Annotated in this window: 12 protein-coding genes and 4 tRNA genes; 13 read left to right on the top strand and 3 right to left on the bottom strand. The window is 30.1% G+C overall.

Annotated elements, in window-relative coordinates:
• Positions 1–150: 150 nt before the first annotated feature.
• The 4 genes from rpsD to iscX all read left to right on the top strand — a co-directional run bounded on the left by rpsD (position 151) and on the right by iscX (position 4,287).
• Positions 151–759: a 30S ribosomal protein S4 gene (rpsD, locus tag EHF_RS03600; RefSeq protein ID WP_044195319.1), complete on the top strand. Its 609-nt coding sequence runs from the start codon at positions 151–153 to the stop codon at positions 757–759.
• 17 nt (positions 760–776) lie between these two features.
• Positions 777–863: transfer RNA gene (locus tag EHF_RS03595), tRNA-Leu, on the top strand.
• 727 nt (positions 864–1,590) lie between these two features.
• Positions 1,591–2,709 carry an AI-2E family transporter gene (locus tag EHF_RS03590; protein ID WP_044195317.1) on the top strand — a complete coding sequence of 373 codons (1,119 nt, stop codon included), beginning with the start codon at positions 1,591–1,593 and terminating at the stop codon, positions 2,707–2,709.
• Positions 2,710–4,086: 1,377 nt separating this feature from the next.
• Positions 4,087–4,287: a Fe-S cluster assembly protein IscX gene (gene iscX, locus EHF_RS03585; RefSeq protein WP_044195314.1), complete on the top strand. Its 201-nt coding sequence runs from the start codon at positions 4,087–4,089 to the stop codon at positions 4,285–4,287.
• 37 nt (positions 4,288–4,324) lie between these two features.
• On the opposite strand, the gene EHF_RS03580 is transcribed toward iscX, so the two are convergent.
• The 3 genes from EHF_RS03580 to EHF_RS03570 are packed head-to-tail and all read right to left on the bottom strand — an operon-like array spanning position 4,325 to position 6,808.
• A complete protein-coding gene (locus EHF_RS03580) occupies positions 4,325–5,470 on the bottom strand; it encodes a hypothetical protein (protein WP_044195310.1) in 1,146 nt (381 codons plus the stop codon).
• Positions 5,471–5,511: 41 nt separating this feature from the next.
• Entirely contained in the window at positions 5,512–6,300 is a 789-nt protein-coding gene (locus tag EHF_RS03575; protein ID WP_044195307.1) for a GNAT family N-acetyltransferase, read from the bottom strand.
• 1 nt (position 6,301) lies between these two features.
• Positions 6,302–6,808 (bottom strand): phosphatidylglycerophosphatase A family protein, encoded by a 507-nt coding sequence (locus tag EHF_RS03570; RefSeq protein ID WP_044195305.1) that lies wholly within the window; start codon positions 6,806–6,808, stop codon positions 6,302–6,304.
• A gap of 516 nt (positions 6,809–7,324) precedes the next feature.
• Here EHF_RS03570 and EHF_RS03565 point away from each other — a divergent pair.
• The 9 genes from EHF_RS03565 to trhO all read left to right on the top strand — a co-directional run bounded on the left by EHF_RS03565 (position 7,325) and on the right by trhO (position 16,167).
• A tRNA-Lys gene (locus EHF_RS03565) sits at positions 7,325–7,397 on the top strand.
• Positions 7,398–7,585: 188 nt separating this feature from the next.
• Positions 7,586–7,667 (top strand) — tRNA-Leu (locus tag EHF_RS03560).
• 28 nt (positions 7,668–7,695) lie between these two features.
• Positions 7,696–9,009, top strand: coding sequence for a trigger factor (tig, locus tag EHF_RS03555; RefSeq protein ID WP_044195302.1), 1,314 nt, complete (start codon positions 7,696–7,698; stop codon positions 9,007–9,009).
• Positions 9,010–9,079: 70 nt separating this feature from the next.
• Positions 9,080–9,679 (top strand): ATP-dependent Clp endopeptidase proteolytic subunit ClpP, encoded by a 600-nt coding sequence (clpP, locus tag EHF_RS03550; protein WP_044195911.1) that lies wholly within the window; start codon positions 9,080–9,082, stop codon positions 9,677–9,679.
• A gap of 16 nt (positions 9,680–9,695) precedes the next feature.
• Positions 9,696–10,916 (top strand): ATP-dependent Clp protease ATP-binding subunit ClpX, encoded by a 1,221-nt coding sequence (gene clpX / locus EHF_RS03545; protein ID WP_044195299.1) that lies wholly within the window; start codon positions 9,696–9,698, stop codon positions 10,914–10,916.
• Between the two features lie 9 nt (positions 10,917–10,925).
• Positions 10,926–13,334 (top strand): endopeptidase La, encoded by a 2,409-nt coding sequence (gene lon, locus EHF_RS03540; protein ID WP_044195298.1) that lies wholly within the window; start codon positions 10,926–10,928, stop codon positions 13,332–13,334.
• A 454-nt stretch (positions 13,335–13,788) separates the two neighbouring features.
• Positions 13,789–13,862 (top strand) — tRNA-Ile (locus EHF_RS03535).
• A 275-nt stretch (positions 13,863–14,137) separates the two neighbouring features.
• Positions 14,138–15,049, top strand: a complete 912-nt coding sequence (fmt, locus tag EHF_RS03530; protein WP_044195295.1) for a methionyl-tRNA formyltransferase — start codon at positions 14,138–14,140, stop codon at positions 15,047–15,049.
• Positions 15,050–15,339: 290 nt separating this feature from the next.
• A complete protein-coding gene (trhO, locus tag EHF_RS03525) occupies positions 15,340–16,167 on the top strand; it encodes an oxygen-dependent tRNA uridine(34) hydroxylase TrhO (protein WP_044195293.1) in 828 nt (275 codons plus the stop codon).
• Positions 16,168–16,245 lie beyond the last annotated feature (78 nt).

Here is a 16,245-nt window from a genome sequence, read left to right as displayed (position 1 = left end):
GTAAAAATACGTTGACATATATTGATAAAATTATGATACTAAAACCTATGCGGTTTTGTATTTGCAAGGCTGGGATATTTGTATCATGTTATATTAAAGAGTGTTTTTAGTGCTCGTGTGTTGTTTTAAGTTGTTTATAAATAAGGGTATATGGTAATACAGAGAAAATATAGAGCAAGTCGTAGGTTAGGTGTAAGTCTTTGGGGTAGGTCTAAAGATCCATTTAATACGAGAAATTATCCACCTGGTCAGCATGGTAATATGGGCTATAAGAAGCCATCTGATTTTGGTAAGCAGTTTGCAGCGCATAAGAAGTTTAAGTTTTATTACGCTATAAGTAGTAAGCAGATGCGTAATGTTTTCTTAAAAGCTTATAAGAAGAGAGGTGATACTGGAGACAATTTTGTTGGGTTATTGGAATCTAGGTTATCGAGTATTTTATATAATTCTGGGCTTGTCCCAACTATTTTTTCTGCAAGGCAGCTAATATCTCATAAGCATGTTTTAGTTAACGGTAGGGTAGTAAATATATCAAGCTATATCGTAAAAGTAGGTGATGTAGTTACATTAAAGGAACAAGCAAAAAGTTTACCTGCAGTTATTTTTGCATTACAGGCTCAAGAACAGAGGGTACCTGACTACTTAGAAGTTGATACTCAAGAAAAGTCTATAAGGTATTTAAGGGTTCCTAAGTATTGTGAAATACCATATCCAGCAGCTATGGAAGTTAATTTGGTTATAGAGTTCTATTCTAGGTAATATATATAATGCAATGCGCCCACGTGGCGGAATCGGTAGACGCTGCGGACTTAAAATCCGTTGATCGTAAGATCGTGGGAGTTCAAGTCTCCCCATGGGCACCAAGGATTATAATTTTATAATATTCTTCGTACTTCAGGTTGGGTGTTGATTTGTAATTTACACATTTTGCCTATTACTAAGTTCTGTTTTTTTGTAAGCTAAACAAAATGAATAGGTGTATTTTATTAGCAATTTATACTGTTTTGCTTATGAGTATTCAGTATTCTTTGTAAGATTAAGATTCATTGGTAGAAAGATTTTTCTTGTAAGTTTTACCTCAGCCATATTTTGCTTTTTTTATAATTCAGGAGAGGTTACAAGAGAAAAATTGAATATAGGTATTTTTATGTGTGCGTGATTACTTATATTGGTAATCATATAAATAGATTTTTTGTAACAACTCTTTTAATTTTATACTTGTTACAGAAATACCCCTTTTATCCTACTTTGTGTGGTTTATTAACATGAAAAATATACATTTTTTATTAAGTTTGATCATTTTTTAGTTTGATATGCATAAATTTGGGTTATTAAGTTAAAAATCTGTGGATTGTAGGTATAGGTGGGTTGACCTAGGAAATATTAGAAAAGTTTATTTTTCTAAACATATAACAAAGACTAGATCTCTTATTTCTATAGATTTGTTATTAATAAGTGCGGCGTGGTTTATACAAATATGATAGAGCTTTCCATGGAAATCAAGGTAATGAATAAAAAAATCTTTATATATTAGTCTATGCAAAAAATGCTAAGATAGTATAATGTCTAAAAATGCATATGCATGAACTGATGAACGGTCAATTTTTTAAGTTAGTTAATGAATATATAATACATGGTATTATTATACTGGTGGGTGTATTGGTAATGGTTATTGTTAAGCCTGTACTTGCTCCATGTTGTACTGCTGCAGTAATGGCTTATCTCCTGAATCCGTTAGTAGATAAATTACAAAGATTTAAGTTATCAAGGCGACTTTCTGTAAGTATAATTTTACTATCTTCGTTATTTATAATTGTAGCATTTTTAGTAAGTTTCATTCCTACTGCTTATTCGCAGTTGTTGTCACTTGTAAAGTTTCTTATAGAAAAAATACCGTTAATTCATAAAGACAGTATAACTTCTCTTCTTCAAAAATATAGTATAGTTGACTATGAAGAAATGTTGAATACAGTAAAGTTGCCACAATCATCTTTTGAAAGTTTATTACATTACGAAAATATAAAACCTCTTATAGGTATTCTTGGAAGTTTACTAAAAAATTTAGATGATATATTGTTTGGTGCGATAAATTCTAGTATAAGCATTAGTTATACAATTTCTATAATATTAGTTACTCCTCTGTTGTTATTCTATATATTGTGTAATTGGCCATCAATTATTGAATGTACAAATGCATTAATTCCTATCAAATATCAAAGTGCTGCTAAGCTATATGCAGAAAGGATAGATCATGTGATTTCAGCTTATATTAGGGGTCAATTGAGTGTATGTTTTATTATGGCTACATACTATATCATGTGTTTCAGTTTGATAAAATTAAAGTATTTTTTAATCATAGGATTTATATCAGGTATAATGACTTTTGTTCCATATGTAGGACCTGTTTTCTGTGCAATGTTGAGTTTGATTACAACAATGCTACAGTTTAATAGTTGGACGATATGTGGGATAGTATTAACGATATTTGTTGTTGGACAGTTAGTTGAATCAAATATCATTACTCCGCTATTAATAGGAAAACAAGTGGATATACATCCTATATGGATAATCATTGGTATGATAACGTGTGGATCGCAGATTGGATTTACAGGCATATTATTGTCAATCCCTATAACGGCAATAGTTGGTGTATTCGTCAGAGCATTTATAACTCATTACATGAATAGTAAGTTTTATAATGATACTTAATTAAGAAAACTGCGTGTAATAAATATAGAGGAATTGTAAATATTTAAGATACTATTATTTTGTAAAGATATGTAATTGGTTATATAATACTAGAATTATTGATAGTAAAGTATATGAAGAAAAAAACTTGAAATTTTCAAAGTGCTAGTGAGGTTAATTGGTTGCTTCTTTAGTTTTAGGTTTCTGCATAATGATTATTCAGTTTAATTAGTGAATTTTGAGTTTTTGTTTCAGTAAATGAATTGTATGTTAATTGTAGTTTGAAATACAGTATTCATACCTTTATGTATTTATTTTTATAGTATAAAAATATATTGAATACTGCGTTATTTTGCATTGATATTTTATTTAATACATTGATTAAGTCCTTATTTTAATAAATAAGTTGTGTATAATGAAATACAGGATCATTACCTTTTTAGGTTTATGATATTGTTCTATAGTGTAGAACACATAAAATGCTGGTTTGTCTTGGATTGGTATTCATTTAATATATTGGGTTGAATTATTTATTCTAAGAAGTAGTTTGAGTATTGATTGTAGTTTTAAAATAGAAGCATTGTCTTTTTGTGGTTGTATACTGTTTTACAGTGTAGAACACATAAAGTGCTAGTTTATCTTGGATTGGTATTCATTTAGTATATTGGGTTGAATTATTTATTTTAAGAAGTAGTTTGAGTATTGATTGTAGTTTTAAAATAGAAGCATTGTCTTTTTGTGGTTGTATATTGTTTTACAGTGTAGAACACATAAAGTGCTAGTTTGTCTTGGATTGGTATTCATTTAGTATATTGGGTTGAATTATTTATTCTAAGAAGTAGTTTGAGTATTGATTGTAGTTTTAAAATAGAAGTATTGTCTTTTTGTGGTTGTATATTGTTTTACAGTGTAGAACACATAAAGTGCTAGTTTGTCTTGGATTGGTATTCATTTAGTATATTGGGTTGAATTATTTATTCTAAGAAGTAGTTTGAGTATTGATTGTAGTTTTAAAATAGAAGTATTGTCTTTTTGTGGTTGTATATTGTTTTACAGTGTAGAACACATAAAGTGCTAGTTTGTTTTGAATTGGTATTCATTTAGTGTATTGGATTAAGTTATTTATTTTAATAAGTAAGTTGCGTATTGTGTAGTTTTTAAAACAGAAGAATTGCCTTTTTGTATTTGTATATTGTTCTTATAGTATTAGTAAAATGTAGAATGTTATCTTTTTATACTGGCATTTTTATTACGTGGAACTTATGCTATAAGTAATAAAACTGTGTAGTTTTTCAGATGAAATATTCTTGTGGGAAGATATTTGGATTTCTTCTATTGGTAAAAGTACTGTATATATAAGTGAAGTGATTATTATAATTTCAAGTAAAAGGTATTTATATGAAGTGGAATGATGTTGATAGTATTGCTATTTCTTTAGAGAAACATTATCGAGAGCATGATATATTTAGTACTAGATTTACGGATTTGCGTTTAATGGTTTTAGGGTTGCCGGATTTTGATGATGATAATAATGGATGTAATGAAAAAATTCTTGAATCCATACAGTTGGCTTGGAATGAAGAACGTGAAAGTAAATGAAAGATTTCTTGCATTAGGGTGCAATAGGATGAGATAGTTATTTATTATATATAAAAGTTAATTCTTGTTTGAAATTTGGAATTACTATAATTTTTAGAGTGGTGTTATCTTTTAAAACCATTGTGCCATGATATGGTTCAGTAATCTGCTTGAATATTTCGTATTGTTGTTGATTTATTAAATCAAATTTCTCTTTGTCTAAAAGGTTACTATCCTCATATATTTTTTGTAAGATACTTGAGTAGTTTGGATGAGTATCTAGCCATGAGGAATTTAATTGCCAAAATTTTGTAAAGATTCTATTATAGAATATAATTGATCCGTCTCGGTTGTATATTGCAACAGCATTGGGAAGGTTATTTAATAAATTTCTTTGTAAAATAGTATAATTTTTTAATTCTTGAGTAAAATAATTAAGTCGTGTTATGTCTTCTCCATATCCAATAAATTCAGTTGAATTGTTAATTGGAATTTCTACCATATTGTATAACTTTCTTTCATTGTTAATTATGGCATATTGTATTTTTTTACTTGTTTTATTATTCATTTGACTAGTAGGTTGTATGTTACGGTCTATATCTATGTTGAGATTATGTTGTACAACTTCTGAGTAAAATGGGTTCTGGGTCTTAATTTTAGAGTCTTTCCCTCTTTTCCATAATGGATATGGTAAATTGTTTAGTATATCAGTGTAGTTTAATAAATTCTCTTTTAATTTTGTGTTTTCATATTGTAGACTTGTTATTGATAATTTGTAATTTGTTATATTTTGAACCCAGAGTAATACTCCTATTATTTGTCCGTTATTGTCAGTTATACTTTGTCCATAGCAGGCACAATAAATTTCTGTATCTTGTCCTTTTAAATCTATAGTGAAAGATTTATTAACTTTTTTGGCTTCGGTAAATTTTTTTTGCAGTTCTTTTGATTCTTCAAAAAAATCTGCGAACTCATCAAAAGAATAGAATACGGTGTTGAGTAGGATTTGTAAATTGGGAGAGAATTTTTCTATGCGTCGCTTTTCATCCCAAAGGTAGAATCCATCTCCTAAAGTTGATAGTAGACTGTTAATAAGGTTATTGTTGTGTTTTAAGGCACAAATATTGACGTTAGCACGGTAATAAGCATTAATTAATAAACCTAAAACAAATATCAACAAAAAAATGGTAATGTAAGTAAACATAATAATATATCTTCTTGACTTGTTATAATTCTAGTAAATTCCTACACCAAAGATGTGTATAAAGACAAACTACCAAGCATTTTAAACCCTAATCTTTTATATAGATTTACAGAAGGTTTCATGCATTGAGCTATAGCATAAGAACAATTGTATTGATTTTTTGCTATTTTTATTCTTTCTAATACCATTTGACTTGCTATCCCTTTATTACGATATTCTGGGAGTACACCATCGCTGTAAAATCCAACAACTTTATCTTTTACATACATTCCACATATACCAACTTTAACGTTATCACACTTTGTTAAAAAAAATTTTAATCTTGAATTATTAATATCATGGTGATTAGCTAAACCTCTTAAGAAAGTTGCAACTTCATTTTTGTGGCTATAAAATACCCTTGAAGCAATATTATCTAGTTCCAGTAACTTTTCTTGGTTATTTACAATATCTAACGTGATAGTTGGTCCTTTTATAGATGGCATAATGTAATTTTTGATATTTGCAAGAGCTTTTTTAGGAAGACTTACACTTATTAACCCTAGTTTTTCAAGAGCCAGTTTTAGTTTTTTCATATGTGAATCTACTGGCCATGTTGCATCGATGTTTCTTTTTTTTAAAAATTCTAAAGCTTCTATTATAGCTTGTTCATTACATTCATTTGTTGTACTATCGTGAAAAGCAAAATTCAGTATAGAGTTACGGCTATCGTTGATAGTAAGTGTGATATTCTGAAAGCAGTGAATCTCTAAATTAGATATTTGCATTGTATGTACCATGTAATCTTTTAAGTTACTTGTTACTAAAGAAGAAATGCGTTCATTTTCCACTCTAAGTACCCATTTTAGCAATAATAAATATAGTACATATAGAAGACATAATACCTGCAAGCACATCGTCTAATATTATGCCAAAGGTGCCAGATATTTTTTCAATAATATTTATTGGCCATATTTTTGTTATGTCAAATATTCTGAAAAATATAAAACTTATAGTAAATATTTTAATATAAAATAGTGTATATGAAACATTGAATGTTTGAGGTACATATTGACAATATCTGAAAAAAATTATAGGAATAGTGAATGCTATTAATTGTCCTATGACTTCATCTATTACAATCTCTTTAGGGTCGACTATGTCAGGGTGATCGAGTAAGTATTTTGGAATTACAAGCCATCCTATAATAGTTATTAATATAGTAATCAATATACCAAGTAAATTACTGAATATAATAGCAGGTAAAAATAATACTGTAGCAAAACTAGCAACAGTTCCCGGAGCTTTAGTTGTATTTCCACACCCAAACCATGTAGCCACCATTGTATATAATTGCATACTACCTCTACATGAAAAAAAGAATAAATTAACCCTACAATAAAATACTTAAAAACTATACATGTTAAGTGACCAGCATAACTTCCTAATACAAAGATATTGATAATCTACTGGCGTCTTAACCAATGATCATTGACATGATACTTGTGACAAGGAGAATTACTATGTGCTGAATTAATACATGGGCTCTTAATTCTACGTTCTCTTTTTGAAAAAGTACCACAACTAGATATAGTACACAGTAATATAATAATAAGAAAAATTTTTAGTAATCTCATGTGATATAACCTTGCAGCATGAAAACCCCATAACTATGCTAATCTAGCATTCACTTATTGTATAGTTGATAGTGTTAATAGTCAAGATTACCGTATTGAAAAAATATTAAATTAATTTAATTGAAAATGTGTACTTTGTGTTAATACATTATTAGTAAATAGTAAAAGATTGAATATTTAGATTTGACAAAGAACTAATCAAAGTTTAGTCTAACTATTTTTAAGGCAGTGATTATAAGGTCCCGTAGCTCAGTTGGTAGAGCAATTGACTCTTAATCAGTGGGTCGTGTGTTCGAGTCACACCGGGATCACTTCTTGAAGGTTGTTAATATTTAAATATATAATTAAGTGATCGTTATTAAGTAGGGCCAATGTTAATAAAACTACCTATATTATAAATCTACATTTACTTGATTATAAAATCTTGAGAATTATCTTGTAAGTGGCTATAATTTGGTGCTTGATTATTTTGTTGATATTGTATCGATGGTTTGTTTAGGCGGATATGGCGGAATTGGTAGACGTGCTAGGTTTAGGTCCTAGTAAGGAAACTTGTGGGGGTTCGAGTCCCTCTATCCGCACTTTAGGTATCAGTAAGGGTGTTGTGATATGCTGAATAATTATGTAGTTAGAGAAGTTTCAAATGATAAGTTGAAGTGGGAATATGAGTTTGTTATTGGTAAGAAGTATTTTTTAGATCAAGTAGAGTCTAGATTGTTAGAGATTGCTATGAATGTAAAGATACCTGGATTTAGGGTAGGAAAGGCTTTGATTGATTTAGTAAAGAGAGAATATTTAAATGAAGCTATAAATGATGTAATTAAGAAGATTATTGAAAGTACATCTTCTGATTTTGTAAAGAGTAATAAATTTGGGGAAATAATATCATCAAATATTAATGTTATTTCTTATCCTAACTATGATAGTGAGAAAGAAGAAGATCTAATCTATAAATTGAGTTTTGAAGTTATGCCTGAAGCTCCATTAATAGATATAGATAATGTAATTTTAAGTGATATAGAAGTTGATATTCAAGAACATGATATCAATGAATTTATAGAAAATTTAAAAAAACAAAGGCCTAATTTTGTTATAGCAGATGATCCAGAATATATGGCTCAAATAGGGGATAAGTTAGTTGTTGATTATCAAAATAAAGTTAAAGGTAAAATCTTGAGAGGTGGTACTGCCAAGGATTTTGCGTTAGTAACAGGTAAGGGTATAGCTTTAAAAGAATTTGAAGATCAATTAATAGGCATGAAGGTTGGAGAATCTAAAACCTTTTCTCTAACATTTCCTGATGATTACGGTATAGTATATCTTGCTGGAAAAACTACAGATATGTCAGTTACTGTTAAAAGTATATATATTGTAAAAGATGTGCAAGACAATGAAGCTGTAGCAAAAGACTGTGGTTTTAAGGATGTAGGTGAAATGAAAGATTTTGCTAAGAAAAGAGTGAAACAACAATTTGATCAAATGATTCTTACTATAATGAAAAAAGAGTTATTTGATTATATGGATAATACCTATGCCATAGATGTACCAGAATGTGTTGTCACTCAGGAAATTGCAAAAATAAAAAAGGAAATACATGATTCTAGGGAAAATATACAAATTGATGTAGAAAAAGAGGCAATTAAGAGAGTGAAGCTTGGTATGTTGCTCATAAAGATGTCTCGCCATAATAATATTACTATTAAAAATGAAGATATTTTTGGCTTTATACAAAGCAATTATACTGATTATGGAGTAGATATTAATAGTGTATTAAAAATGCTTCAATCTAATAAAAATTTTGCCAATTATATTAGTGGGAAAGTACTTGAAGATAAGGTTATTAATTATATAATAGAGCTAGTCAAGAAGGACAAAAAGGTTATGACAACTAAAGACATAAGCATTATGTTTGAGAATATATAGTTGTAAAATTATATTAAATAGATTAATTTGGACAGCGTTTATTAATGGTTATAAAGAAGAGGAGATAGCTATGACTTTAGTGCCCATGGTGGTTGAACAAACTAGTCGAGGTGAGCGTGCATATGATATATATTCACGATTATTAAAGGAAAGAATAATCTTTATAACTGGGCCAATAGAAGATCAGATGGCAAGTTTAATAGTTGCGCAGCTTATATTTTTAGAATCTGAAAATCCAGAAAAAGAGATATGTATGTACATTAATTCTCCAGGTGGTGTTGTTACAGCTGGATTGTCAATATATGATACTATGCAGTATATAAAACCCAAGGTTTCTACATTATGCTTAGGGCAAGCTGCCTCTATGGGGTCGTTGTTGTTGGCTGCTGGAGAACCAGGTATGCGTTATGCACTTCCTAATTCAAGAATTATGATACATCAGCCTTCAGGTGGTTTTCAAGGGCAGGCAACTGATATAGAGATACATGCTAAAGAGATCTTGGATATTAAAGGTAGGCTTAATGATATTTATGTGAAGCATACAGGAAGAGATTTGTCAGAAGTTGTTACGAATATGGAGCGTGATAATTTCATGCGGGCTGAAAAAGCTAAAGATTTTGGTATTATTGACAAAGTTATTGAAAAACGTCTTGATATTGAGGTGGAGTAATTAAGATTGGAGAGATATGGCAGATAATGAAAAAAGTTCTTGTAGCTGCTCTTTCTGTGGAAAGATTCATAGTGAGGTACGCAAGTTAATTGCCGGGCCATCGGTTTTTATTTGTAATGAGTGTATTGATTTATGTAGTGGTATATTACAGGAAGAAAGTAGATGTTATAAAAAAATGGATACTCTTGATTTAAAACCGAAAGAGATAAAAAAGGTTCTTGATGAATATGTGATAGGGCAAGAGCACTCAAAAAAAGTTTTGTCAGTTGCTGTATATAATCACTATAAACGTTTATCAAATTCAAGTGTTATTAGCGAAGTTGAGATTTCTAAGTCAAATGTTTTGTTAATTGGTCCTACTGGATCTGGAAAAACATTATTAGCGCGTACTTTGGCCAGGGTTTTACAGGTTCCTTTTGCGATGGCTGATGCTACTACTTTAACAGAAGCAGGATATGTTGGAGAGGATGTAGAAAATATATTATTAAAGTTATTGCAAGCAGCTAATTTTAACGTTGATGCAGCACAACGTGGTATAATTTATATTGATGAAGTAGATAAAATATCTAGAAAATCTGAAAATACTTCTATTACTCGTGATGTATCTGGTGAAGGTGTACAGCAGGCTTTGTTAAAAGTCATTGAAGGTACAGTTTCTTCTGTACCACCTCAAGGTGGTAGGAAGCATCCGCATCAAGAGTTTATACAAATAAATACTGATAATATTTTGTTTATATTTGGTGGTGCATTTGATGGGTTAGATAAAATTATAGAATCCCGTCATAGGGGTAGTAGTATGGGATTTGAAGCAAATGTACAGAAAGTGTCAAAGGATAAAGATATTTTTTGTTATACTGAGCCAGAGGATTTAGTGAAATTTGGATTAATTCCGGAATTTGTTGGCAGGATTCCTGTTATTACATCTTTGGGTGAGCTTGATGAAGCAACTTTATGCCGTATTTTAGTTGAGCCAAAGAATTCTCTGATAAAACAATATAAGAAACTTTTTGAGATGGATAATATTAACCTTCAGTTTGATGACAGTGCGTTATCAGTAATTGCAAAAAAAGCTGCTGTAAGAAAAACTGGAGCTAGGGGATTGAGGGCTATTTTAGAAGCATTATTACTTGATTTAATGTTTGAAAGCCCTGGAAATTCTAATGTTGATCAAGTCGTAATTAGTAAGGAGATGGTTGAAGAGTTAATGGTAAGCTCGCACTTATTTTTAAAACATTAAAGGTATTTTATGAAAAATAAAACTTTACTACCAGTACTTACATTACGTGATACTATAGTATTCCCTCAAGTAGTAATACCGTTATTTGTTGGAAGAGAAAGGTCAGTTAATGCGTTAGAGTATGCTGCTCAGCACAATGATTGCAAAATTTTATTATTGACCCAAATTGATGGTTCTGTTGATAATCCTGCTGCCGATGATCTATATAAAGTAGGAACAATAGCAGAAGTTGTACAATTGTTAAGACTTCCTGATGGTGCTGTCAAAATTCTAATTAAAGGAGAAAGTAGAGCCGAAGCACTAGAAATTGTTGAAGATAATATGTTTTTTAAAGCACAGGTATCTATTGTATATGAGGATGTAAATTTAGTAATTGACGATAAACTTGAGGCATTAAAAAGATCAGTATTAAGTGAGTTTGATAGTTGGAATAAATTGAGCAAAAAAATACAGGCAGAAGCTGCAGCATCAATTTATGATATGAAAGAGTTAAGTCATTTAGCAGATATTATAGCATCACATCTGAGTATAAAGATTTCAGATAAGCAAATAATTCTTGAAACGTTCAATGTTACTAAAAGATTAGAGAAAATATATGATTTCTTAAAATTAGAAATTAGTGTATTAAATGTTCAGAAAAAAATTCGCAATCGTGTTAAGTCGCAATTTGAGACAGCTCAGAGGGTTTATTATTTAAATGAACAACTAAAGGCTATACAGAAAGAACTAGAAGAAAGTGATAGTTCTAGTGTTGATATAGATTCTGTTGGTGAATTTGAGAAAAGAATAAATACTACACCACTTTCTGATGAAGCTAAAGAACGTCTTATAGCTGATTTAAAAAGATATAAAAAGATGAATTTTATGTCTCCAGAGGCTAATATAATATCTAGCTATCTTCATTGGGTTCTTGATTTACCATGGGGCAGATATTCGAATTCAAAAATTAATATGAGTAATTCTATAAAAATACTAGATAATAATCACTATGGGATGGATAAAATAAAAGAGAGGATATTGGAATTTTTGGCTGTTTTAAAACGTCTTAAAAAGCCCAAGGGTCCTATATTATGTTTAGTTGGACCTCCTGGTATAGGTAAGACTTCGCTTGCTAGGTCAATTGCTGAGGCAACAGGGAGAACTTTTATACATATGTCTTTAGGTGGAATACATGATGAATCAGAAATAAGAGGGCATCGTAGAACTTATGTAGGGGCTATGCCAGGTAAAATTATTAAAGAAATAAAGAAAGCAAAAACATGTAATCCTTTGTTTCTTTTGGATGAAATAGATAAAATAGGTTCTGACTTTCGAGGAGATCCTACGGCTGCATTACTTGAGGTATTAGATCCTGAGCACAATAAACATTTTGTTGATCACTATATAGAGGTAGAATTTGATCTTTCAAATGTTATGTTTATTGCAACAGCAAATACTTTAAACTTAAGTAAGCCATTAATTGATCGCATGGAGATAATAAATATATCTGGATATACGGAAAATGAAAAGTTAGAAATCGCTAAAACACATTTAATACCGAAATTATATAAAGACCATGGACTACAAGAGAAAGAATGGAAGATTTCTGATGATGCAATATATCATCTTATAAGATTATATACTAGAGAAAGTGGGGTACGAAGCCTTAAGAGAGAGATTGCTAATCTTATGAGGAAAGCAGTAAAGGAAATATTAATTAATAAAGAAGTAAAAAGTATCTGTATAGATATGGATAATATTGAAAAATATGCAGGTGTACGGAAGTTTACTTTTGGTATGATAGAACAAGAAAATCTAGTAGGCATGGTAACAGGATTAGCTTATACTGATTCAGGAGGGGATATACTGACAATAGAGTCGGTGTTAATGTCTGGTAAAGGTGAAGTTAAGTATACTGGTAAGCTAGGTGAAATAATGCAAGAATCTGTCAAAGCTGCATATAGCTATGTGCGTTCTAGATGCTTAAGTTTTGGAATAAACCCTAAGAAATTTCTAGAAAATGATATACATGTTCATGTCCCTGAGGGTGCAGTCCCTAAAGATGGGCCATCAGCAGGTATAGCTATGTGTACTTCAATTGTATCATTAATGACTAATATTTCAGTAAAAAATACTGTTGCTATGACTGGTGAGGTAACTTTAAGAGGAAGGGTGCTTCCTATTGGTGGTTTGCGTGAAAAATTATTAGCTGCATTGAGAAGTGGGATAAAAACAGTTATATTACCATCTAGGAATGAAAAGGATATTATAGAAATTCCAGATAATATTAAGGAAGGGTTAGAATTAATTTTTGTTTCCAATGTTGATGAAGTAATTAGTGCAGCATTGACTCGCCAGGTTGTTGACATTATAAAGCAAGATCATATTGTAACACAAGATATGGTGGGGATTGATGATTTAGATGCAGTACAGCATTAGAACGTGTATAATTTGTTGAATTATTATAAAAGCTTTTTATTAAGAGTTATTGGTTTGATTCTTATTTTAGTGTAGTAACACATAGCTTTATCAGTTAGAATTATGATTTAGAGCTATGTTTTGAATTGGTTTTATGGTTGGATGGCTTCTTTTGATAGACTAATAGGTTTTTTATAATTAAGACTAGCAATATAGAGTGGTGTTGTTTTAATAAAATAATCTATCAGTTAATAAGTTATTTCTTGGATTACTTGTTCAGGTATAAGGACTATGGTAAAAGTTGAAACAATATATATGTGGTTGTCTAGGCTTGATGAAATAATAATAATAATGCGCGTTAAGGTTATTTAATAGTATTTTAGTAATATTTTAAAATGTTTAGCATTAATTTTTTGTTGTAAATTACTGTTGTATATGATACATAGAAACATCGTTTATGTTTCTTAGTAACTATGGGGCTGTAGCTCAGTTGGTTGGAGCGGATCGCTCATAACGATATGGCCGTAGGTTCAAGTCCTACCAGCCCTACTTTAAAATAAGTTATTTTGTGCGGTTTGTGTTTTGTACTATTATATTTAGAGCTAAAATTTAGTCTGTTTTTTTTCAAGTTGTGTGCTTGAGTTTGTCTTGAAGCGAATACAATCTAAGTTTTATGTCTATTGTGATTTTATGAGTAGTAAGGTTTACACGGTCGTATTATGATATAACATTTTCTTGTAAATGATTAAATAGCCCACTGGTTAGGCTTGCCTTGTTTGTATATTTGATATAAATAATACTGTATATAACTAATAAATTTGGCTATGAAAATAATATTCATGGGTTCTCCTGAGTTTTCTATATCAGCATTATCGTGTCTTATTGAAGAGAAGGATCACGAGGTTGTTGCTGTATATACGAGAGTTCCTAAACTTGCCGGAAGAAGAGGTAAAATACTTACTAAAACACCTATTCATGTTATTGCTGAGCAAAATAGTATAGAGGTTAGTACTCCAAAATCTTTAAAGCATGATTATGAGCAGGAAAAGATTTTAGCATTAAATCCAGATGTTATTGTAGTGGTTGCATATGGGTTAATTATTCCACAAGATGTATTATCAATACCTAAGTACGGATGTATAAATATACATCCATCATTGTTGCCAAGGTGGCGTGGTGCAGCACCTATACATTATGCAATTTTATCAGGTGATGAAAAAACTGGAGTTACCATTATGCAAATGAATGAGCTATTTGATGAAGGAGATATTTTACTACAAAGGGATATTCCTATAGATGAACAAGATAATATTGAGACTTTAAGCAAAAAATTATCTAACTTAGGAAGTTCAATGTTAATCGAAGTACTAAATAACATTGATAATTTAGTTCCTATTAAGCAGAATGACGATGATGCAACATATACTAATAAGATAACAGATTTCCATATAGATTGCAATGAAACAGCCCAGGTTATATGTAGGAAAATCAGAGCTTTATATCCTAGAGCATTTTTGTTTTTTAATGGTAAAAGACTCAGAGTATTGAAGGCTAATTATTATTCTGGTGACGATGTTCAGGATTTGAAACCTGGAACAGTCATTGATTCTCATATGAATATTAAATGTAAAAATAGTGTTTTAGCTCCACTTATAGTACAACTGGAAGGAAAGAATCCGTGTAGTATTAATGATTTTATACACGGTTATAGTGTTTTAAATAGTTCTATTACTTAATCTGTATAAATTTAATTTAAGCACATGTATTAATAGAATGTACATATCTATACGGTGTATTAGTTGTAATTTCTATATGTGTGTTTATTCTTCTAGAAAGCTTTACCTGTTGATAATGTTGTTGTGGCATTTTGTATGTTAGTAATTTCTGTTGCTAGGATATGAAGGTATTATATAGTGTCATGTGTTATAGTAATGTGGAATAGTTGCCAGTTAAGCTTGATTGACAGTGTTGCCTTTATAAAATATATTAAAGTAAAGTATATTGGAGGGTTCAAGAGAAGCATAATATGGGGTACGTAGTTTCAACTTTTTATCGTTTTGTACATTTATCTAATTATTATGATATTCAACCTGTATTAAGGGAGTTTTGTATACAACATGGTATAAAAGGTACTATAATTTTAGCTGAACAGGGAATTAATGCTACAATAGCAGCAGATGATCAAAGTTCTTTAGATCAGTTCTTCTCTTTTCTGAATCTGGATGATAGATTAAAAAATATACAATATCATAAAAGTTTTGCTATACATAATCCTTTTTCTAAAATGAAAGTTAAATTAAGAAAGGAATTGGTATGTTTAGGTATTGAAGATCTTAATAATTCTGTATGTGGGGAGTATGTGGTCTCACAAGATTGGGATGATTTAATTTCTAGGTCTGATGTTTATACTATAGATACTAGAAATACCTATGAAATCAATTTTGGAAAGTTTAAGAATGCAATAAATCCTCAAACTAAATGTTTCCGTGATTTTCCGGAGTGGGCTGTTTCTTGGGCATCTGATAAAGTAGAGCAAGATCCTGTTATAGCAATGTATTGTACAGGTGGTATTAGATGTGAGAAATCTACTGCTTTTATGAAAGATTTAGGTTTTAGTAAAGTGTATCATTTAAAGGGAGGAATATTGGAATATTTTAGAAGTACTCAAAATAAGAATAATCTTTGGGAAGGTGATTGTTTTACTTTTGATGATAGAATTGTAGTTGATGATAAATTAATTCCTGCCAGTGTAAAATGTATGTCATGTGATGTTTGTGTTACTCCAGAAGAAATGAAGTCGGTAACTCGAGGGCATGTATTATGTTTTAATTGTAAGGGAAGTGTAAAAATATAAGGCTTCTACCTGATATATATTGCTATAGTTATAATGTTACTTTTAATGCTGTATTCTGATTTTATTATTCATAAGGTA

This window comes from Ehrlichia japonica (assembly GCF_000632845.1).
Classification (GTDB): domain Bacteria; phylum Pseudomonadota; class Alphaproteobacteria; order Rickettsiales; family Anaplasmataceae; genus Ehrlichia; species Ehrlichia japonica.
Note: the sequence above shows the minus strand (reverse complement) of the source record. Positions and strands in the feature narration are given on the sequence as shown.